Source organism: Ruegeria sp. ABV4_181, from assembly GCF_056158465.1.
Genome location: NZ_JBSWTI010000006.1, coordinates 380,333 through 400,410, shown reverse-complemented (window position 1 = coordinate 400,410; position 20,078 = coordinate 380,333). Strand labels below are relative to the sequence as shown.

17 protein-coding genes are annotated in these 20,078 nt (G+C 60.6%); 10 read left to right on the top strand and 7 right to left on the bottom strand.

Annotated elements, in window-relative coordinates; translation table 11 throughout:
- Window positions 1-23 precede the first annotated feature (23 nt).
- The 5 genes from oppB (at window position 24) to ACXAC3_RS21315 (ending at window position 6,107) form a co-directional block, all read left to right on the top strand.
- On the top strand, window positions 24-947 hold the full coding sequence (gene oppB, locus ACXAC3_RS21335) for an oligopeptide ABC transporter permease OppB (RefSeq protein ID WP_475164661.1): 924 nt from the start codon (window positions 24-26) through the stop codon (window positions 945-947).
- A 10-nt stretch (window positions 948-957) separates the two neighbouring features.
- Window positions 958-1,887, top strand: a complete 930-nt coding sequence (locus ACXAC3_RS21330; RefSeq protein WP_475164659.1) for an ABC transporter permease subunit — start codon at window positions 958-960, stop codon at window positions 1,885-1,887.
- A gap of 1 nt (window position 1,888) precedes the next feature.
- Entirely contained in the window at window positions 1,889-3,694 is a 1,806-nt protein-coding gene (locus ACXAC3_RS21325) for an ABC transporter ATP-binding protein (protein ID WP_475164657.1), read from the top strand.
- Between the two features lie 244 nt (window positions 3,695-3,938).
- Window positions 3,939-4,832, top strand: a complete 894-nt coding sequence (locus ACXAC3_RS21320; protein WP_475164654.1) for a UTP--glucose-1-phosphate uridylyltransferase — start codon at window positions 3,939-3,941, stop codon at window positions 4,830-4,832.
- Window positions 4,833-5,030: 198 nt separating this feature from the next.
- Window positions 5,031-6,107, top strand: coding sequence for a DUF2793 domain-containing protein (locus ACXAC3_RS21315; RefSeq protein WP_475164651.1), 1,077 nt, complete (start codon window positions 5,031-5,033; stop codon window positions 6,105-6,107).
- 33 nt (window positions 6,108-6,140) lie between these two features.
- Here the strand turns inward: ACXAC3_RS21315 and fcl are convergent, their stop codons facing one another.
- A complete protein-coding gene (fcl, locus tag ACXAC3_RS21310; protein ID WP_475164649.1) occupies window positions 6,141-7,118 on the bottom strand; it encodes a GDP-L-fucose synthase in 978 nt (325 codons plus the stop codon).
- A gap of 10 nt (window positions 7,119-7,128) precedes the next feature.
- A complete protein-coding gene (gene gmd / locus ACXAC3_RS21305; RefSeq protein WP_475164646.1) occupies window positions 7,129-8,253 on the bottom strand; it encodes a GDP-mannose 4,6-dehydratase in 1,125 nt (374 codons plus the stop codon).
- A gap of 159 nt (window positions 8,254-8,412) precedes the next feature.
- Here gmd and ACXAC3_RS21300 point away from each other — a divergent pair, with 159 nt between their 5' ends.
- Window positions 8,413-9,717, top strand: coding sequence for a UDP-glucose dehydrogenase family protein (locus tag ACXAC3_RS21300; protein WP_475164643.1), 1,305 nt, complete (start codon window positions 8,413-8,415; stop codon window positions 9,715-9,717).
- Between the two features lie 13 nt (window positions 9,718-9,730).
- Here the strand turns inward: ACXAC3_RS21300 and ACXAC3_RS21295 are convergent, their stop codons facing one another.
- The gene (locus tag ACXAC3_RS21295; RefSeq protein WP_475164642.1) at window positions 9,731-10,732 is read right to left on the bottom strand and encodes a sterol desaturase family protein; all 1,002 of its coding nucleotides are present in this window, start codon (window positions 10,730-10,732) and stop codon (window positions 9,731-9,733) included.
- 109 nt (window positions 10,733-10,841) lie between these two features.
- Between ACXAC3_RS21295 and ACXAC3_RS21290 the strand changes: the two genes are divergently transcribed.
- Complete coding sequence (locus ACXAC3_RS21290; protein WP_475164640.1) at window positions 10,842-11,732, top strand: LysR family transcriptional regulator; 891 nt, start codon at window positions 10,842-10,844, stop codon at window positions 11,730-11,732.
- On the opposite strand, the gene ACXAC3_RS21285 is transcribed toward ACXAC3_RS21290, so the two are convergent.
- The 3 genes from ACXAC3_RS21285 to ACXAC3_RS21275 form a co-directional block, all read right to left on the bottom strand.
- Window positions 11,705-12,784, bottom strand: a complete 1,080-nt coding sequence (locus tag ACXAC3_RS21285; RefSeq protein ID WP_475164637.1) for a helix-turn-helix domain-containing protein — start codon at window positions 12,782-12,784, stop codon at window positions 11,705-11,707. The two genes, ACXAC3_RS21290 and ACXAC3_RS21285, sit on opposite strands and share 28 nt — an antisense overlap.
- A 61-nt stretch (window positions 12,785-12,845) precedes the next feature.
- The gene (locus ACXAC3_RS21280) at window positions 12,846-13,592 is read right to left on the bottom strand and encodes a hypothetical protein (RefSeq protein ID WP_475164636.1); all 747 of its coding nucleotides are present in this window, start codon (window positions 13,590-13,592) and stop codon (window positions 12,846-12,848) included.
- On the bottom strand, window positions 13,589-14,161 hold the full coding sequence (locus ACXAC3_RS21275) for an RNA polymerase sigma factor (RefSeq protein ID WP_475164632.1): 573 nt from the start codon (window positions 14,159-14,161) through the stop codon (window positions 13,589-13,591). The genes ACXAC3_RS21280 and ACXAC3_RS21275 overlap by 4 nt, the downstream gene beginning before the upstream one ends.
- Before the next feature lie 48 nt (window positions 14,162-14,209).
- Between ACXAC3_RS21275 and ACXAC3_RS21270 the strand changes: the two genes are divergently transcribed.
- The 3 genes from ACXAC3_RS21270 to ACXAC3_RS21260 all read left to right on the top strand — a co-directional run bounded on the left by ACXAC3_RS21270 (window position 14,210) and on the right by ACXAC3_RS21260 (window position 18,638).
- Window positions 14,210-15,148, top strand: coding sequence for a c-type cytochrome (locus ACXAC3_RS21270; protein WP_475164628.1), 939 nt, complete (start codon window positions 14,210-14,212; stop codon window positions 15,146-15,148).
- Between the two features lie 86 nt (window positions 15,149-15,234).
- Window positions 15,235-16,257, top strand: a complete 1,023-nt coding sequence (locus ACXAC3_RS21265) for an Ldh family oxidoreductase (RefSeq protein ID WP_475164627.1) — start codon at window positions 15,235-15,237, stop codon at window positions 16,255-16,257.
- A 74-nt stretch (window positions 16,258-16,331) separates the two neighbouring features.
- Complete coding sequence (locus ACXAC3_RS21260; RefSeq protein WP_475164624.1) at window positions 16,332-18,638, top strand: Tex family protein; 2,307 nt, start codon at window positions 16,332-16,334, stop codon at window positions 18,636-18,638.
- 39 nt (window positions 18,639-18,677) lie between these two features.
- On the opposite strand, the gene ACXAC3_RS21255 is transcribed toward ACXAC3_RS21260, so the two are convergent.
- Window positions 18,678-19,946, bottom strand: coding sequence for a replication initiation protein (locus tag ACXAC3_RS21255; protein ID WP_475164623.1), 1,269 nt, complete (start codon window positions 19,944-19,946; stop codon window positions 18,678-18,680).
- Between the last annotated feature and the right edge of the window lie 132 nt (window positions 19,947-20,078).

Sequence of the window (20,078 nt, the reverse complement as noted above, 5' to 3'; positions counted from 1 at the left end):
AAGTCAATAATTGGGGGCATGGAATGCTTGCCTATATCATCCGGCGACTGCTGATCGCCGTCCCAACGATCCTTTTGCTGATCGTTGCAAGTTTCTTTTTAATGCACTTCGCACCCGGTGGCCCGTTCACCTCGGAACGGCCCTTGCCGCCCGCGGTTCTGGCCAATATCGAGGCGCGCTATGGGCTGGACCAGCCGCTTTGGAAGCAGCTTTGGGACTACCTGTACAACATCGTCGTGCATTTCGACTTTGGCCCGTCCTTCAAATTCAAGGACCGGGATGTAAATGACATCATCGCGCAGGGTTTCCCGATCTCGCTGACTTACGGTTCGCTGTCCTTCCTGGTCGCAACCGGTGTCGGTGTGGCGCTCGGTATTGCCGCGGCGATCAAGCACAACAGCTGGATCGACTATTTTGCCGTGGGTCTGGGGATCGCGGCGCAGGCGCTGCCGAACTTCATCATGGGCCCGATCCTGATCCTGACCTTCACGCTGTGGCTGGGATGGCTGCCCGGCGGTGGCTGGAACGGCGGTCAGTGGCAATATCTGATCATGCCGGTGATTGCGCTGGCGACGTCCTATATGGGATCGATCGCGCGCATCACGCGCTCGTCGATGCTGGAGGTTCTGAACTCGAACTTCATCCGCACGGCGCGCGCCAAGGGGCTGCCAACCAGAACCGTGATCTGGCGACACGCGCTAAAGCCGACGCTTTTGCCCGTCGTATCTTATCTGGGTCCGGTCTTTGTCTACGTCCTGACCGGATCGGTTTTCGTGGACATCTATTTCTCGACCGGCGGTCTGGGTCAGGCCTATGTGGGCTCTGCCCTGTCGCGTGACTATGCCGTTCTGCTGGGGGTTACGATCCTCTACGGCGTTCTGACCGTTCTCGTGAACCTGCTGACCGACCTGGCTTATGCCTGGTTCGATCCGAAAATCCGTTACTGAGGGGCTGGCAATGCTTGGTAAATCACAAAAAGCCGCCCAACTGGCCGAAGACGTCACCGACTTCACGGCCGTTCAGGGGCGTTCACTCTGGCAGGACGCGCGGATGCGGTTCGTCCGCAACAAGGCCGCAATGGCCAGCGTCTTGGTTCTAGGTCTGATCGTTCTGTTCACGATCTTTGGCCCGTATTTCGCAGTCTGGACCAACGAAGAGATCGACTGGAACGTTATGGGCGACGTGCGCGGCATGGGCATGCCGTCCGTCGAATCCGGGCACTTTTTCGGTGTCGATGACCTTGGGCGCGACCTTTACAGCCGCGTCATCCAGGCCACCACAACCTCACTGCTGGTTGGTCTGATCGGGGCCGCAACGGCGCTGATCGTCGGGACCTGCTATGGAATCGCGGCCGGATATATCGGCGGCCGGACCGACAGCGTGATGATGCGCTTTGTCGACATCCTGCTGGCGATCCCCGCGACGCTGATCATCATCCTTCTTCTTGTCGTGGCGGGACGGTCCTTCTTTATGCTCTTCATTGCCCTGGGCGCCGTTGGCTGGCTGACGATGTCCCGGATCGTGAGAGGGCAGACACTGGCGCTGAAGAACCGGGAATTCATCGAAGCCGCGCGCGCTGCCGGTGTCAGCGAGTTTACGATCATGTACCGCCACATCCTGCCCAACCTGCTGGGCGTGGTGATCGTCTACGCCTCGCTTCTGGTGCCCGAGATGATCCTGACCGAAAGCTTCATCTCGTTCCTCGGCCTCGGGATTTCCGAACCCTACACCTCGCTGGGGCGGCTGATCGCCGAGGGTGCCGGTACAATGGGCTACGGGACCCTGTGGCAGCTGCTGTTCCCCCTGACATTCTACGTCGCCATCATCATCACGATGTTCTTCATCGGCGATGGCCTGCGCGACGCTCTGGACCCGAAGGATCGCTGATATGAGTTTGTTTTCCGTCAAGGACCTAAGCGTCCAGTTCAACACCCCCGATGGTGTCGTCGAGGCCGTCAAAGGCATCAGCTTTGACATCAACCCGGGTGAATGCCTGGGCATCGTGGGCGAAAGCGGGTCGGGCAAAAGCCAGACCTTCATGGCCGCGATGGGGCTGTTGCCGCCGGCCGGGCGGGCCGCGGGCTCGGCCATGCTGAACGGCAAGGAAATTCTGAACCTGCCGGTCAACAAGCTGAACCAGATCCGCGGCGACGATGTCGGTATGATCTTTCAAGACCCGCTGACCGCTCTGACCCCGCATCTGCGGATCGGGCAGCAGATGCGGGAAGTTCTGCAGGTTCACGAAGGGCTGCAGGGGTCCGCTGCGCGGGCGCGCTGCCTTGAGTGGCTGGATCGTGTGCGTATCCCCGAAGCCAAGCGGCGTCTGGATCAGTACCCGCACGAACTGTCCGGTGGGATGCGCCAACGCGTCATGATTGCCATGTCAATGCTGTGTAACCCCAAGCTGCTGATCGCGGACGAACCCACCACCGCGCTGGATGTAACCGTTCAGGCTGACATTTTGGACCTGATGGTGCGCCTGCAAAAGGATGAAGGCACGGCAATCGCGCTGATTACCCATGACATGGGCGTCGTCGCGCGGATGTGCGACCGGATTCAGGTCATGCGTCTGGGTCAGTTCGTCGAGGCCGGAGACACGCGCGAAATCTTCCGCACGCCGAAGCACGAATACACCCGCACCCTGCTGGAAGCGATGCCGCGCATCGACGCCGGCGACGCGCCCAAGGCGCTCGACAAGGTCGACGATCCGCTGCTGCGGGTCGATGATGTCAAGGTGCACTTCCCGATCCATGTTTCGGGCGGATTGTTCGGGCGCAAGGTGCCCCTGAAGGCAGTCGACGGTGTCAGTTTTGACATCCGTAAGGGCGAAACGCTGGGGGTCGTGGGCGAATCCGGCTGCGGCAAGTCCACTCTGGCGAGGGCCGTGTTGCAGCTGATCGAACCCAGCGCGGGCAATGTCAGCTGGCTGGGCCATCCCATCGTTGGCCTGAAACGCGCCGAGCTCAACAAGTACCGCAAGGACCTGCAGATCGTGTTCCAGGACCCGCTGGCCAGCCTTGACCCGCGGATGACGATTTCAGCCTCGATCGCAGAGCCGCTCAAGACCTACCGCCCGGACCTGACCGAGCGGGAACGCAAGGAACTGGTCGCCGAGATGATGGAGCGGGTCGGTCTGAAGGCCAACATGATTAACCGTTATCCGCACGAGTTGTCCGGTGGTCAGAACCAGAGGGTGGGCATCGCACGTGCGATGATCAACAAACCCAAACTGATCATCTGCGACGAGGCGGTGTCGGCGCTGGACGTGTCCATTCAGGCGCAAATCGTGGAACTGTTGCGCGAACTGCAACAAGAGTTTGGCCTGTCGATGATTTTCATCAGCCACGATCTGTCGGTTGTGCGCGCGGTTTCGAACCGGATCATGGTGCTGTATCTGGGCCGGATCGTCGAGCTGGGTGATGGTGAGGTGATCTGTTCCGAGCCGATCCACCCTTACACAAAATCGCTGATCTCGGCCGTGCCGATCCCCGATCCGGATGTCGAACGCACCCGCCAGAGGCTAAAGCTGCCGGGCGAGCTGCCATCGCCTTTGGATCCCAAGGCGGCCCTGCGGTTCCTGCCCAGCCGCCTGTCCGTTGGTGAAACGGACTATGTGCCACAACTGAGCGAAGTTAAGCCCGATCATTTCGTGGCCGAACATGACCCGCTTGAGGCGATCATGGCCCGGACCTGACGCCCGCACCCCGAAGCCGCCATCCGGCTTCGGGGTCTTTCATTGGCATCGGATTGCACTCCGAGCATCCGGATAAGAAATCGCGCCACAGCGGGTCTTTTGACATCTTTGCCCCCCGGTGGCACCATCCCTGCGGTTCGACATCCGTATGTCTGCCGCCGTTGATTGTTTGGTCCGCAGGGCTTATGAGATGGTCCAGTGTACACGAGGACCACCCCGCGTAGTTTAAGACTTGAGAGGTAAAATGGCACGCAAGGTCACAAAGGCGATCTTCCCCGTCGCGGGGCTGGGCACCCGGTTTCTGCCTGCAACGAAATCGGTCCCGAAAGAGATCATGACCCTGGTCGACCGCCCGTTGGTTCAATACGCCATCGACGAAGCCCGCGCGGCCGGTATTACCGAGTTCATCTTCGTGACCTCCCGCGGGAAATCCGCGCTGGAAGACTATTTTGACCACAACCTCGTTCTTGAGCAGGAATTGAAAGCCAAGGGAAAAGACGCGCTGCTGGAAACGCTGAACGCGACCAATATGGAAAGCGGTGCCATTGCCTATATCCGTCAGCACAAGGCGCTGGGTCTGGGCCACGCGGTTTGGTGCGCGCGCCGCCTGATCGGTGACGAACCCTTCGCGGTGATGCTGCCCGACGATGTCATTGCGGCGGATAAACCCTGCCTTCAGCAGATGGTCGAAGCCTATGAAGACACCGGCGGCAACATGGTTGCGGCCATGGAAGTTCCCGCAGACAAAACCAGCTCGTACGGGGTTCTGGATGTGGGCGAGAACATCGGCCCGGTGGTCCGCGCACGTGGCATGGTCGAAAAACCCGAACCCAATGAAGCGCCGTCAAATCTGGCCGTCATCGGCCGTTACGTGCTGGGCCCCTCGGTGCTGTACAATCTCAACCAGTTGAAGAAGGGCAGCGGCGGTGAAATCCAGCTGACCGACGCCATCGCCGAAGATATCGGCAACGGCGTTCCGGTATTCGGCTACAAGTTCGACGGCCAGCGCTTTGATTGCGGATCCAAGTCCGGATTCCTTCAGGCCACTGTTGCGTTTGCCCTTGCTCGGCCCGACCTGCGCGACGATCTGAACACCTACCTGCACGATATCGTCGCCACAGGCCAGGCGGCCCAGTAGGCAGCGGGTTTCCTCACATCCCAACCAATGACACATCAAACCGGGCAACCCGCTGGCGGGTGCCCGTTTGTGACGTGCGGCGTGCATATTAGGAAATAGTTTCACGGGCGTTCGGCCCGGTCAGACCGGATTCATGGGCATCACGGCAATGTGGCGCGCAATGCAAGTGTCGGACCGACAGCCACAGGAGGACGCGCCGTGTCACAAAACTCGCCCCGTTTGAAACTGCCCTTTCTGCAACCCTCGCAAGCCCAGAAACACGTCACGCATAACGAGGCGCTGCGTCAGCTGGACCTGATCGTTCAGATGAGCGTTTCCGCGACAAACGCATCCACCCCGCCCGCTGTCCCGAATCAGGGTGAGGTTTATGCTCTTGGCGACACGCCAACCGGTGACTGGGCGGGACAAGGACGAATGCTTGCAGCGTGGCTGGACAATGCCTGGCACTTTGTCACGCCGGGCACGGGCTGGCGCGTATGGGACGAAGGTGCCGGGCAGATGAAGATCTGGGATGGCAATACCTGGATCACCCCCCCGGTGGAGACACAGAATCTGGAAGGGTTGGGGATTGCCACAGGCTATGACGGTACAAACCGCCTGTCGGTCCGGTCCCCGGCAACCTTGTTCAGCCATGATGGCGGCGGGCACCAGCTGAAGATCAACAAGGCCAGCGTGGGCGACACGGCCTCGCTGTTGTTCCAGTCCAACTGGACCGGACATGCCGAAATGGGTTTGTCCGGTGGCGCCGGCTTTTCCATCAAGGTCTCGCCAGATGGCGGTAGCTGGACAGAGGCGCTGAGCTTTGATCCAGCAACCGGAGCCGCGAGCGGTTCGGCGATTCAGGAAAGCGCCAGCGATACAACCACCGGTCGCCTGATGCGGGCGGATTACGGATATAGCCCGGGCAATGTGTTGGGACCGGTCACCGAAAATGCCGGAACGCCAACTGGCGCAGTGATCGAACGGGGGAGCATGGCAAACGGTTCATATGTCCGGTTTGCAGACGGAACACAGATCTGCACGGCCACGTTGCCGGCAATGGGCTGCACGATCGCAGAGGGGGCGATGTTCGCCAGCGACGCCGCGTCCTGGGATTTCCCGATTGCCTTTGCCTCCGGCGCCGAGGTCGCCGTCAGCGGCAGCGGCGGCTCGGCCGCCCGGTTCGTCGGCTTCGATGCACCGACCGAGACTGCGGTGACCTTCAAAGTGTTGGCGGCTGCGCCGGATGCAACGGCCTTGCAACCAACGGCCACGGCAATTGGCCGCTGGTTCTGAGCTTTGCTGCCGTCCGGCTCTGCGTTCGGGCGGTTAACTGGCGCGCAGGTCCGCGTCGGCCTGTTCCAGAAACCAGGCATAGGTTTCGCGGATACCATCTGCGAGACCGACCCGTGCGCGCCAGCCCATATCCGCCAGACGGGAAACATCCATCAGCTTGCGCATGGTGCCATCCGGTTTGCTGGCATCCTGCGTGATGCGCCCGGTGAACCCGGTTGTTTCGGCCACCAGAGCGGCAAGCTCTGCGATCGAGACATCCTGACCGCAACCCACGTTGATATGGCTCAGCATCGGTTGGGTATTCGCCTCATAGACGTCGCGCGGCAGGTCGAGCACAAATAGCGATGCCTCGGCCATATCGTCCACATGCAGGAATTCGCGGCGCGGCTTACCTGTGCCCCAGATCACCACCTCGTCCAGACCGTCGCGCCGCGCCTCGTGGAAACGGCGGATCAGGGCAGGCAGAACATGGCTGTTCTCCGGGTGGAAATTGTCGCCCGGACCATAGAGGTTGGTCGGCATGACCGAGCGGTAGTCGACGCCGTGTTGACGGTTGTAGCTTTCGCACAGTTTGATCCCGGCAATCTTGGCCACGGCGTAAGGCTCGTTAGTGGGCTCCAGAACGCCGGTCAGCAAAGCGTCTTCCCGCATCGGCTGCGGGACGGCGCGCGGATAGATGCAAGAACTGCCAAGTTGCAGCAGGTGTTTGACCCCGGCGGCAAAGGCCTGATGGATCACGTTGCACTCGATCATCAGGTTTTCGTAAATGAAATCCGCCGGGTAGGTATTGTTCGCATGGATGCCGCCAACTTTCGCAGCGGCCAGAATGACCACATCGGGGCGCTCGGCCTGCATGAAGTCGCGCACGGCGGTCTGATCGGTCAGGTCCAGCTCGGAATGCGTGCGGGTGATCAGCTCAATCGGCTCGCCGGCCCCCTGACGATCCCGCAGGCGACGCAGGATCGCACCACCCACCATGCCGCGGTGACCTGCCACATAGATCTTGCGCATGTCGCTCTCCTCAGCCGTTTTCCAGACTTACCGGCAGTTCATAACCATGCTCTTTTAACAGGGCATGACGTTTCGCGGTCCTGAGATCCTCGACAACCATCTCGGCGCACATTTCCTGCACGGTCAGTTCCGGTTCCCAGCCCAGCTTGGTCTTTGCGTTGGACGGATCGCCCAGCAGGGTTTCCACCTCGGCCGGGCGGAAATATTGCGGGTCGATGCGCATGATCACATCTCCGGGCTTCAGGGCCGGCGCGTTGTCGCCTTCGACGGATTTGACGGTCGCGATCTCGTCGACGCCCTCGCCTGAAAACTCAAGCGAGACGCCCAATTCCGCTGCAGACCATTCGATGAACTGGCGCACCGAATACTGTACGCCGGTGGCGATCACGAAATCCTCGGGATTGTCCTGTTGCAGCATCAGCCACTGCATCCGCACGTAATCCTTCGCGTGGCCCCAATCCCGCAGGCTGTCGATATTGCCCATGTACAGGCAGTCTTCCAAACCCTGCGCGATGTTCGCCAGACCGCGCGTGATCTTGCGCGTCACAAAGGTTTCGCCGCGGCGCGGGCTTTCGTGATTGAAGAGGATGCCGTTGCAGGCATACATGCCATAGGCTTCGCGATAATTCACGGTGATCCAGTAGGAATACAGCTTGGCCACCGCATAAGGCGAACGCGGGTGGAACGGGGTCGTCTCGCGTTGCGGGATTTCCTGCACCAAACCATAAAGTTCCGAGGTCGAGGCCTGATAAAAGCGGGTCTTTTTCTCCAGCCCCAGGAAACGGATCGCTTCGAGCAGACGCAGAGTACCGATTGCATCCACATCCGCAGTGTATTCCGGCGACTCGAAACTGACCGCCACATGGGACTGCGCGCCCAGATTGTAAACCTCGTCAGGCTGAACTTCCTGAATGATTCGCGTCAGATTCGAAGTGTCGCTCAGATCCCCATAATGCAGATGCAGCTTGGGGTTGGGCACATGCGGGTCCTGATAGATATGGTCGATCCGCTGAGTGTTGAAAGACGATGCCCGGCGTTTAATCCCATGAACTTCATAACCTTTTTCCAGCAAAAATTCGGCCAGATATGATCCGTCTTGCCCGGTAATACCGGTAATCAATGCCTTTTTAGTCATAGTATTTTCCCACGGATACTTGTGTTCCTATTTGTGGCCTCAAAAACAGCAAGAAGTACCGAATTGCAACCCAAGGCACGGCGAGGCCATTGAAACAGGCGGAACTTTCCTGAATGAATGCATTTCTAAGGCAACGATCGCGAAAAAGGATTTTCAGGTATGCGTATTGCGATGATCGGCACCGGGTATGTTGGGCTTGTCTCTGGTGTGTGTTTCTCCGATTTCGGTCATGACGTGATCTGTGTCGACAAAGCCGAACAGAAAATCCAGACGCTGCAAACGGGCGAAGTTCCGATCTATGAGCCCGGCCTGGACGTGCTGATGGCGAAAAACGTCGCCGCCGGGCGCCTGAGTTTTACCACCGATTTGGCCTCAGCTGTCGACGGGGCCGACGCGGTGTTCATCGCCGTTGGCACTCCCACCCGGCGCGGCGACGGCCACGCCGACCTCACTTACGTAATGGCGGCGGCCGAAGAAATCGCGCAGGCGGTGACAGGCTATACCGTGATCGTGACCAAATCGACCGTCCCGGTTGGGACCAACCGACAGGTTCAGAAGGTTGTCGCCGCCGCCAACCCCGATGCCGAGTTCGACGTGGCCTCGAACCCCGAATTCCTGCGCGAGGGCGCGGCCATTGACGACTTCATGCGCCCGGACCGGGTAGTTGTCGGGGTTGAAAGCGATCGCGCGGCTGATGTCATGGCCGAGATCTACCGGCCGCTCTACCTGCGCGACTTTCCGATCCTGACCACCGATCTGGAAAGCGCCGAGATGATCAAATACGCCGCCAATGCGTTTTTGGCGACCAAGATTACCTTCATCAACGAAATCGCGGGCCTGTGCGAACGCGTCGGCGGTGACGTCAAGGAGGTGGCGCGCGGGATCGGACTGGACGGCCGAATTGGCAACAAGTTTCTGCATGCCGGTCCCGGCTATGGCGGGTCGTGCTTTCCCAAGGACACTGCGGCGCTGGCCCGGATCGGTCAGGAACATGCCCATCCGATGCAGATCACCGAAACCGTCATGCGTGTGAATGACGAGGTCAAGAAACGGATGATCGAAAAGATCCGGGAAGCCTGCGGCGACAGTTTCAACGGCAAGACGATCGCCATCCTCGGCGTTACTTTCAAACCGAATACGGACGACATGCGTGATGCGCCGTCGCTGACGATCGTTCCGGCACTGATCGGCGGCGGGGCAAAGGTGCGCGTCGTCGATCCGCAGGGCAAGTCCGAGGGCGAAGCGCTTTTGCCGGGGGTCGAATGGCTTAGCGATCCATACGAGGCCGCGAAAGGTGCCGACGCTGTGGTGCTGCTGACCGAGTGGAATGAATTCCGTGCGCTGAACCTGACGGATCTGGCCGGGGCGATGCAAAGCCCCCGCATGGTCGATTTGCGCAACATCTATTCCAAACGCAAAGCCCTGCAATCGGGCTTTGACGCCTATGTCGGCGTCGGGCGCTGACCGCCCTGCCCCATTATTCCGCCAGCCAGATTTTGCGGCGACGTTCCTTGACCAGTTCATTGCCGTCTTCGGTGCCATCGTGGAAGGTATTGAACCACTCGTCCCACGGGGTTTCCCACGTGCCATAATTGCAATCGAAGAACCTGTGGTGCAGTTGATGAAAGAAATCCCCGACTTGAAACCTGGCCTTGTTGCCAAGTTTCACATGCTCGAACCCGGCATGTGAGGTCGGCGCGCCGATGCCGTGGTGAAACAGCAGGAAAATCGCGTGGACCGGGTGCGACGGCAGCAGGAAGAAGATCATCGTGTCGAACATCAGGAAAAAGCTTTCAACCGGGTGCATGGCAAGTCCGGACCACGGGCCGGTGTTGATGTTCCGGTGATGCCAGGCATGCACCCTTGTATAAAGCGGGCCGACATGCAGCAGGCGGTGCAGCCAGTAGAAGTGAAACCCTGCCCAGATCGGCACAAAGATCACCATCACAACAAACCAGACCGGGTTTGACCCGAATGTGATCATCGTGACCCAGCCATTGGCATAGGCGTACAGGATCAAACATTCCCAAAACGTCCAGAAGGTCAGCGCCGGGCCAAGCGTCCAGAACATGTTGTCCCAGACCTGATTTCTGAAGGTAAAGACCTTGGTCCCTTTCATCATCGGGCGCATGTCATAGCGGTACTCGTCCTGCTGCGTGCGGAACTTCCAAAGCGCCAGATGCAACCCGCCGGCGACCACCATCAGGATGCAGAAATTGCGGAACCAAATCTCGGCCACCCAATCCCAGCTGAACGTTTCGATCCTTGCCAGTGACGGCGTCAGGAACGTCCAGGTGATGATCGCAAAGATCAGAAGAAACGCGCGCAGAGCCAGCGGATTCCAGCTTTGCAGCAGGTATTTCAGCGCGGCCAGCGGTTTCATCGGCCAGTCCCAATAGGGCGATGTCTGAATTGGCAGGTGCGGTGTATAGTTCCAGATCTTGCGTTTGGGGCGCGGTGGCAGGGCCGGGTCTGACATGGCGGGGGCTCATCGTGTTTGCTTGATGCTGGCAAGTGTATGGGTGCGGCGCCAAAGCTCAGAACGTATTGTCTTGCCGGTCAGGCTAAGATTTGCTTAGCCTACTTCTATGTCGTCGCGTATCCCCTCGCTCAACTGGCTACGTGTGTTCGAAGCCGCAGCCAGAACCGAAAGCTTCGCGCGCGCCGCCGCGCAGCTGAACATGTCGGCCGCGGCGGTCAGCCAGCAGGTCAAGGCGCTGGAAACCCGGCTGGGAACCCCGCTGTTCCATCGTCATGCGCATGCGGTGACGTTGACGGAAGCCGGACGCGCCTATCTGCCATCGGTCCAGCAATCCCTGCTGATGCTGGAAACCGCCACCACCGGTCTGTTCGGTGAAACGCGTGCGCAGCGACTATATGTTCAATCCGTTCTGCTCTACGCGCACGGGATTCTGGCGGTTGGGTTGCCAGCCTTCCAATCCGGCCACCCCCAGATCAACCTGTCCCTTTCGACAGGAAATCTGATATCAGACTTCGCCAACCGCTTCACCGATCTGCAAATCGTGTTCGGCAATCCGACCCTGTTTGGCACTGAAGGCGACGAGTTGTTGCGCGAACGCCTGTATCCCGTCGCCCCGCAAGAGATCGCAGAGCAGATCACGCACCCGCAAGACCTGTTCGGGTTTCCGCTGATCGAAGTGTCGACCCACCGGGCCAGTTGGCCACATCTGTTCGAGTCCCTTCGACTGCCGGCCGGTCAGGCGCGATACTTTTTTGCCGACAATTCCCTGATGGCGGCGGAACTTTCCGCAAGTGGCGGTGGAATTGCGCTGGCCCGCGCCCCCGCCTCGGACCGGATCATGACACTGTCGGGGCTTGTCCCCTGCCTGCCCGGGATTGAGGTCGCGGGGCAGGAAGCCTATCACCTGATCTACCCGTCACGCACCGCGCTGCGCCCCGCCGCCCGCGTCTTTCGCGACTGGCTGCTGGACTACAGCGCCGCTGTCCAAACCCGGTAACGCCCCTGCCCCGTCACTTCGCGGATCAGGCCGCGCCGGGTGAACCGGTCAATATTGCGTTGGACCGCCGCGCGCGATGCCTGCGTCTTTTCCTGGGCAAGCGGGGCTGAAACCATGGGCCATGCCGTCAGAACATCGACAAGCAGGGGCGGCGTTCGTCCGCTGAGTTCGGCCGTGGCTTCGCGCGCGCGCCGTTCCCAGGCGCTGACCCGGTCGAGATGCAGCAACGCGGCCAGCGCGGCCTGCCCCACCCCTCTGATCCACGCAGACAGTTTCTCTGCCGGCTCTCCCACACCGCGCAGAGCGCCCGGACCGGACAGCGCCAGCGGCATGAACATCGCCCCGCCCCGCCCCATCGTCGCGGCGTGGCGCGCGGCGATAATGGCGGCTTCGGTATCCTGCCCGATCCCCGGAGATAAAGCCCGCCACGCATGAAACCCCATCGCGGCCTGGGTGACCGGATGCAACCCTTCGGCATTGCGCATAACCTCGGCCAGATCAGCGACCGCATCGGGAATCTCCTCGATCCCCTGCGCCATCCGGTCCAGAAACGCGGTCAGCCCGGATTCCCAACCGCCTTCTGACGGGCCCGGACCCGATGTCAGTCGCCGCACCGCCCAACCGGCGCGAAACAGCGCCTGAACGTCATCGCCGGTTGCTCCGATCCGCAGGCCGGTCCACAACGCCAGCCGGTCCACGCTGATCCGGTCCCCGGTCCACCAGCCAAGGTCCGAGACGTCCATCAATGCCAGACGATGTGCCCACCCTTTGGGACCGGCGCGCAGGCGTTCATCCAATGCACCGAAGGTCACCGCCAGATCGGCAAGCTCGAACGACAGATCCGACTGCGCCGCGCGCCAGTCTCGGGGATCGAACAGCAGGCGCTGGTCGGTCCTTGGCCCCGGAGGCAGGAAATCTTCGGAAGGTTCGCCTTCGTCGGATGGAAGAAACCAGAGATCGTCCTCTTCGGCCGGGTCAGCATCATAAATGCTCGGAGGGCCGATCGCTTCGGCGTCCTCATCAGGATCAGGCGAGACAGGGTTCGACGTCATACCCTGTATATTTCGAACATTTCCACCGGTTCACAAGGCGCTTTTCGGCACTTCCCGGGCATCAGCCGGCGAAAGTTGCGGACAGGATGTCCAACTCTCCGCCCAGATCCGTCTGATCATCGCTGCCGATCAGCATGTAACCATAGCCGTCCTGCGCCCAGGTCGCGGTAGCCAGCCCGCTGAGAACAGCGTGTTTCACATCCCGGCTCGGCGCGCCTTCTCCCTGACGGATCACGCAAAAGGCAAAGGGTCGCCCCTGTTCGTCTGCAAATACCACCTGAACCAGCGGTTTGCCCCTGAAGGAAAGCGTCTGCGCCCGCTTCAGTTCCATGCCGGGCAGCGCCTCAAGCGCCGCGCGGTTGAGCGAGCGGCCAAGCTGTTCTTCGGCCTGCGCAAACTGCGCGTCCAGAGCTTTGGGCGAACTGTCCAGCTCGGCAATCGTGTGCGGCGCGTAGAGCGACTGGTAAATGGCCGCCTGTTCGGCCCAGCCCATCGGCTCGGGACGCATCACCCAATAGGTCGCCGAGACCGCGATAACCGCGACCGAGGCCGCAACGGCCAGCAACCGCAACGGCCCTCCGGCAGGCTGCGCCGGGCTGGCAGGTGCTGTTTTGGGCAGATCGGGCTGCGGTGTTTCAGCGGGTATGCGGCTGAACACGGCCCCGACCACCGGCGCAATCGGATCCAGCGCCATCAGGCGGCGTTCAAGTTCCGGATCGGTCTCGACGGCAGCTTCGATCGCGCCGGCCTCGGCCTCATCCAGATTGCCTTCCAGATACGCCAGTAGCGTTTCGTCGGAAAACTTCATTTGCCACTCCGTCGAACGGCGTCCGCCGCGTCATGCTGCATCAGGTTCTTCAGTTTTTGCCGGGCATTGGACAACCGGCTCATGATGGTTCCTATCGGCACCTCCAGCAGCGCAGCGGCTTCGCGGTAGCTGTAGCCTTCGACGAATACAAGCACCACCGTTTCCCGCTGCGCTTCCGGTAGCTGCATCACTTTCGTAAACACTTCGGCGGCGAAAATATTCGTTTCCGGGTCCGGTCCGGACGAAATTAATTCCGCTTCCGGAGTAACCGACAGCGCCTGCGCCTTGCGCACCGAGCGCGACCGCACCTCATTCAGCCAGATCGACCGGCAGATCGTCATCAGCCAACTGTCCAGCCGTTCATAGGAGGTTACCTGATGGTGACGCTCAAGCGCACGCAGGCAGGTGGATTGCAGCAGGTCATCCGCCACGTCCGAGGCCCCCGACAGCGCAAGCCCGAACCGCCAGACGCGTTTCGAATGCGTCTGGATCGCGGCACGCACGGCCTGTTCGGAAGTTATCTCACCACCCATCGAATAATTCGCGACCTGTGTGTGTTTGTCTGTCACGGACCGGGCCCGCGGGGTCAGGACTGACATAACCCGAGGAGGAAAGAAATGAAACTTCTGTTGAAGGTGGTCACGATTGCGTCGTCAATTGTTGCAACCCCGATACTTGCCGACAGCTGGACCCTGTCGCCGGAGGGGTCGCATCTGGCCTATGGCACCATCAAGAAGAACACTGTGGGTGAGGTCAATTCTTTCACCGGTCTCAGCGGTCATGTCACGCCGGATGGCAAGGCCGAGATCCGGATCGACCTGTCTTCGATCGAGACCAATATCGACATTCGCAATGAGCGGATGATCGAGCATGTGTTCCAAGGGATGGACACCGCCTTGCTGATTGCCTCCTTTGATATGGCTGAAGTTTCGCATCTTGGCACTGGCGAGACCACCACGGTCGATGCCGAGGCCGTGTTGTCGCTGGCCGGGACGGATATCGCATTCGATGCCGAGATGTTTGTGGCGCGCCTGTCCGAGACATCGGTGATGGTATCAACCAACGATATGGTGTTCCTCGGCACCGGGGATGCAGGTGTGAACGCAGGCGTCGATAAGCTGATGGAACTGGCCGACCTGCCTGGCATCACCCGAACCGTGCCCGTGACCGCGCGGTTGATCTTCAACCTGGATGGCGCTCAGGCCGCAGCGGAACCCGCTGCGCCGGTTGCCGTTGCTGATATCGCAGGCGACGTCAAAGCGGGCAAGAAAGTATTCCGCAAATGCAGCGCCTGCCACAAGCTGGACCCGGACCGCCATACCGTTGGCCCTTCGTTGCATGGCATTATCGGAGCGACGGCCGGGCAAGCCGACGGGTTCCGGTTCTCAGAGCCGCTGCAATCCTCCGGCATCGTCTGGACGGCCGAAGCCCTGACCGCCTTCCTGTCCGACCCGCGCGGCACCGTCCCCGGCAACAAGATGCAGTTCCCCGGCCTGAAGAAGGACGAGGACATCACCAATCTCATCGCCTATCTGAGGGCCGAAACGCAGGGCTGATCCGGGTTCCGGCGGAAACCGGGCTTTCCAATCCCTGCATTGCCACGCTATCCCTTGTCCCACCTCAGACAAGGGAGAAGCGGGGCATGGGCGATACGGTCAAACTGACATTGGATGACATCCGGGATCTCAGCCTGTCCATCCTGACCAAATCCGGGTTCGGTCCGGATCATGCGTCTGCGATCGCCAACACGTTGACCACCTGCCAGATCGACGACTGTCAGTCGCACGGCCTGTTTCGCCTGTTCATGTGCGTCGACACAATCAAGGCCGGAAAAATCGACGGGCACGCGGAACCCGTCCTTGCGCCTTCGGACAACGCCCTGGTCCGGGTGAATGCGCAAGGTGGAATGTCATTGCTGGCCTTCGAGAAGGCATTGCCCGATTTGATCGAGAAAACCCGCACACACGGAATCGCGGCCATGGCCATCAACCGCTGTTTCCACTTTTCCGCGCTCTGGCCCGAGGTAGAGCGCTTGTCCGCAGCCGGTCTGGCGGCGATGGCGATGGTGCCCAGCCACGCCTGGGTGGCGCCTGCCGGGGGCACGCGCGGAAGTCTGGGTACAAACCCGCTGGCCTTCAGCTGGCCGCGTCAGGGACAGGACCCGTTCACCTTCGATTTCGCCACCAGCGCCTTTGCCCGGGGCGAGATAGAACTGTATCGCCGCGCCGGAAAGCCCCTGCCCGAAGGCGTCGCCATCGACAAACACGGCAACCCGACCACCGATCCGCAAGCCGCTATGGACGGCGCGATGCTGACCTTCGGCAGTTACAAGGGCTCGGCCCTGTCGATCATGATCGAGCTGATGGCCGGGCCGCTGATCGACGACCTGACCAGCCTGGAAAGCATGGCATTTGCGGAAGGTGCAGGTGGCGCGCCCTATCATGGCGAGATCATCCTCGCCTTTGACCCGGAACAGTTCAGCGGGGGCCGCGTTGCCGAAAACGATGCCCGGGCCGAGCGCCTGTTTGCCGATATCACAGATCAGGGGGCCCGCCTGCCCTCGCAACGGCGCTTTGCCGCCCGGGCCCGAAACACCGCCCGCGGATATGTCGAGATTGCGAAAACCCTGCACGATGATCTGCGGGCTTTGGCTGATCAGGCATAGCAGCGCCAAGACCCCTTCCCCTGGCTCCCGGCGCTGGCTAAGAAGCTCCTCCAACCCAAAGTCAGGAGGCCCCCTTGGACCGAATTGCCCGCACCATCGCCACCGAGATCAATGCCCGGCCTGAACAGGTCGGTGCCGCGGTGAGGCTGCTTGACGAAGGGGCGACCGTGCCATTCGTTGCCCGCTATCGGAAAGAGGTGACCGGCGGGCTGGACGACACGCAACTGCGCACGCTGTCCGACCGCCTGACCTATCTGCGCGAGCTGGAAGCGCGGCGCGACACGATCCTGAACTCGATCAGGGAACAGGGCAAGCTGACCGACGATCTGGCCAAATCCATCGCGCAGGCGGACACCAAAGCGCAACTGGAAGATATCTACCTGCCCTACAAACCCAAGCGCCGCACCAAGGCGATGATCGCGAGGGAAAACGGGCTGGAGCCGCTGGCCGATGCGATCCTGGCGGATCGCGCCACCGGTCCCGAAGTTATGGCGCAGGGTTACGTCACCGAAGCGGTGCCCTCGGTCCGCGACGCCCTGAACGGAGCCCGCGATATTGTCGCCGAGCGACTGACAGAGAACGCCACCCTGCTGGGCGAGTTGCGCAATTTCATGCAGCGCGAGGCCCTGCTGAATTCGAAGGTGATCGACGGAAAGGAACAGGAAGGGACGAAGTTCAGCGACTATTTCGATCACACCGAATTGTGGGCCAAAACACCGTCGCACCGGGCGCTTGCCATGCTGCGCGCTTCGAAGGAAGGCATTGTCACACTTGACATTGCGCCCGAGCCCGAGGCCGGCGCTGCCCGGGCCGAAGCCATTGTGGCGGCCCAACTGCAAACCCGCGGCGACGGTCCCGGCGATGTCTGGCTGCGCAAAGTGGCGGGATGGACCTGGCGGGTAAAGCTGTCGCTGTCGATGATGGTCGAACTGATGGCTGACCTGCGGTGCCGGGCGCAGGACGACGCGATTCAGGTTTTTTCGCGAAATCTCAAAGACTTATTGTTTGCAGCACCTGCCGGTGCACGTGCGACCCTGGGTCTGGACCCGGGCATTCGCACCGGCGTCAAGGCTGCGGTCGTCGACGCCACGGGAAAAGTGGTTGCAACGGACACCCTGTACCCCTTTCAGCCTAAAAACGACCTGCGCGGCGCGCAGGCCACCCTTCTGACCCTGATCGCCAGCCACAAGATAGAACTGATCGCCATCGGCAACGGTACGGCCAGCCGGGAAACCGAGAAGATGGTTGCGGATACCCTGAAACTGCTGCCGAAGTCTGTCGCCACGCCCACCAAGGTCGTTGTGTCCGAGGCCGGCGCGTCGGTCTACTCTGCATCTGAACTGGCCGCCCGCGAGTTTCCCGACCTCGACGTCTCGCTGCGCGGGGCCGTTTCGATTGCCCGACGGTTGCAGGACCCGCTGGCCGAACTGGTCAAGATCGAGCCGAAGTCCATCGGCGTCGGTCAGTACCAGCATGACGTGGATCAGCATCGTCTGTCGCAATCGTTGGAATCGGTGATCGAGGATGTGGTCAACGCGGTAGGCGTCGACCTGAACACGGCATCTGCGCCCCTGCTCTCTCATGTGTCGGGTCTGGGCCCCGGTCTGGCCGAAGCCATCGTCCTGCACCGCGATCAGCACGGGGCGTTTCAGTCGCGCCACGATCTGTTGAAGGTTGCGCGCCTCGGACCTCGGGCCTTCGAACAAAGCGCCGGGTTTCTGCGCATTCGGGACGGCTCGGAACCGCTGGACGCCTCTTCTGTCCACCCCGAAGCTTATGAGGTCGCCCGGCGGGTCGTTTCCGCCTGTGGCCGGGATATTCGTCAGATCATGGGCCACGAGGGTGCGCTCAGAGGTTTGCGGGCCGAGCAATTCGCCGACGGCACCTTTGGCCTGCCTACCGTGCGGGACATCTTCGCCGAACTTGAAAAGCCCGGCCGCGACCCCCGACCCAGTTTCGTGACCGCAACCTTCACCGATGGCGTCGAGGACATAACCGATCTGAAACCCGGAATGGTGCTGGAAGGCACCGTAACCAATGTCGCCGCTTTCGGAGCGTTTGTGGATATCGGGGTGCATCAGGACGGTCTGGTGCATGTCAGTCAACTGGCTGATCGTTTTGTCAAGGACCCGCATGAGGTGGTCAAAACCGGCCAGGTTGTCAAAGTCACCGTGGTCGTTGTGGATGTGCCGCGCAAGCGGATCGGGTTGACCATGCGCAAGGATGGCGGGGCCTCAGCCCGTGAGGATCGTGCCAGTCAGGGCCCAAAGAAGAGCACAGGTCATTCAAAACGCAACGGATCGCAACGCGCAAAATCCGGGCAAAATGAGCAGAACAGCGCAATTGGCGATGCGCTGCGTTCCGCGATGAAGAACCGGTGACGAAATGAGGGGCTGCTTCAGGTGCCTCATGTGCGATGGTTAATGGATGGGTTCAAAGGCGTCGGGTTCGAGTTCCTGCCAGAATTCAAAGATGGCGGCGGCATTCAGTCCCGAACGCCACCCATGCGCGCGGAAATGTTCGCGGTCGAGATCATTGTCCAGACCGGCAAGGAACAGCCGTTTATCCGCATCGCGCTGCGTGGGGTTTCGCCGCGAAACCAGCTCTTCCACGACTTTGAATTTACGGGACCGCTCTGCCCGATCCGCCGCACGCGCGGCATAGGCCTGATCCTCCAGCGCCTTTTCAGCGTCTCTCTGCCGCGCAGCTTCAACCGCTTCGGGGCTGGGTTCCTGGCGCGCGTCCTTTTCCGGCTGCTGATAGTTGTCGCGCAAGGCTGCAGACAGATACCCGACCGTGGACTTCACCCCATCCTGACCGGTGACATAGTCCAGCTTCTGCTGAACGTAATCTTCACCGTGTTCCGAAATCCATTGACGGGCCAGCCGGTCCGATACCCCTTGCTTGCGTAGCGTTTTGTATACCTGCAAATTGCGGACGCCATCGCTGTCATCGATCTCGAACATCGCCTTTTGCGGGTTTCCCTTGATCAGAAACCGAATCTCGGTGACGGTGCGTCCTTTTTTTTGAAACTCGGGCTCGATCAGGATGTCCGAGCTTTTGTTCACTTCGGCGACGGCCGGCTTGATGATCTTAGCGTTCAGATGTTTGAAGCTGCTGTAGTAATCACTGCCATCCACGCCCATGAGCTTCCGAAAGACCTCCAGCGCCCACCACCCGGTCGAACCGGTTCGCACAAAACGATAGCAGTTTTCGTAAAGCGCCAATCCGTGACCAGAGCTGAAATTCCTCTGGATCTGGACATTGATCAAAGCATAGATTTTCGGGTCGTACAGCTTCTGCGCCAATGCCGGAGAATAGGCATACTCACACACACCGTTCTTGAGCTTGGCAAAACTCAGCAGCGACGACACCCCCCATTCCTGGCGCCCTTGCTCGTCCAGCATGTCCCACTCGGCCACAGTTTCCGCCAGCGCCCGCAAGCTGGCACGCAACGTGTCGAAGTCGTTGGAATTGTACCCCACCATCATCGCCAGAGTGCGCGCGTCGATCGTGTGCGTTGCGGCGGATGTCAGGGCGTCATAGGCGTTCAGCAAAAGCACATTGGACAGCTTGCGCTGCAATAGCGTGAGCTTTCCGCTGATATGAATCGCGGCGACATTTTTTTTCACCGTCTCCCGGCGCAATGCCCCGGTCAGGTGATCCATGTTCAGGTCTGTATCCGGCATGATTCTGCCTGGCTGCTCGTTTTGGTATTTGTGGCATGAAAAGTACCTGTGGATCAATCTTCTTTGGGTACCCAAATACGGGGGCACATGAATCCCGTGTTTGGGTACCTGAATGCGAGTGCGGTCGAGTTA

Bases quoted from the DNA above. Each gene is read 5' to 3' on its own strand.
- gmd (WP_475164646.1), bottom strand. From the start codon at position 8,253: ATGACTAAAAAGGCATTGATTACCGGTATTACCGGGCAAGACGGATCA.
- ACXAC3_RS21265 (WP_475164627.1), top strand. From the start codon at position 15,235: ATGGGCGATACGGTCAAACTGACATTGGATGACATCCGGGATCTCAGC.
- ACXAC3_RS21330 (WP_475164659.1), top strand. From the start codon at position 958: ATGCTTGGTAAATCACAAAAAGCCGCCCAACTGGCCGAAGACGTCACC.
- ACXAC3_RS21255 (WP_475164623.1), bottom strand. From the start codon at position 19,946: ATGCCGGATACAGACCTGAACATGGATCACCTGACCGGGGCATTGCGC.
- ACXAC3_RS21290 (WP_475164640.1), top strand. From the start codon at position 10,842: ATGTCGTCGCGTATCCCCTCGCTCAACTGGCTACGTGTGTTCGAAGCC.
- ACXAC3_RS21270 (WP_475164628.1), top strand. From the start codon at position 14,210: ATGAAACTTCTGTTGAAGGTGGTCACGATTGCGTCGTCAATTGTTGCA.
- ACXAC3_RS21285 (WP_475164637.1), bottom strand. From the start codon at position 12,784: ATGACGTCGAACCCTGTCTCGCCTGATCCTGATGAGGACGCCGAAGCG.
- ACXAC3_RS21325 (WP_475164657.1), top strand. From the start codon at position 1,889: ATGAGTTTGTTTTCCGTCAAGGACCTAAGCGTCCAGTTCAACACCCCC.
- ACXAC3_RS21320 (WP_475164654.1), top strand. From the start codon at position 3,939: ATGGCACGCAAGGTCACAAAGGCGATCTTCCCCGTCGCGGGGCTGGGC.
- ACXAC3_RS21300 (WP_475164643.1), top strand. From the start codon at position 8,413: ATGCGTATTGCGATGATCGGCACCGGGTATGTTGGGCTTGTCTCTGGT.
- ACXAC3_RS21280 (WP_475164636.1), bottom strand. From the start codon at position 13,592: ATGAAGTTTTCCGACGAAACGCTACTGGCGTATCTGGAAGGCAATCTG.
- ACXAC3_RS21295 (WP_475164642.1), bottom strand. From the start codon at position 10,732: ATGTCAGACCCGGCCCTGCCACCGCGCCCCAAACGCAAGATCTGGAAC.
- fcl (WP_475164649.1), bottom strand. From the start codon at position 7,118: ATGCGCAAGATCTATGTGGCAGGTCACCGCGGCATGGTGGGTGGTGCG.
- oppB (WP_475164661.1), top strand. From the start codon at position 24: ATGCTTGCCTATATCATCCGGCGACTGCTGATCGCCGTCCCAACGATC.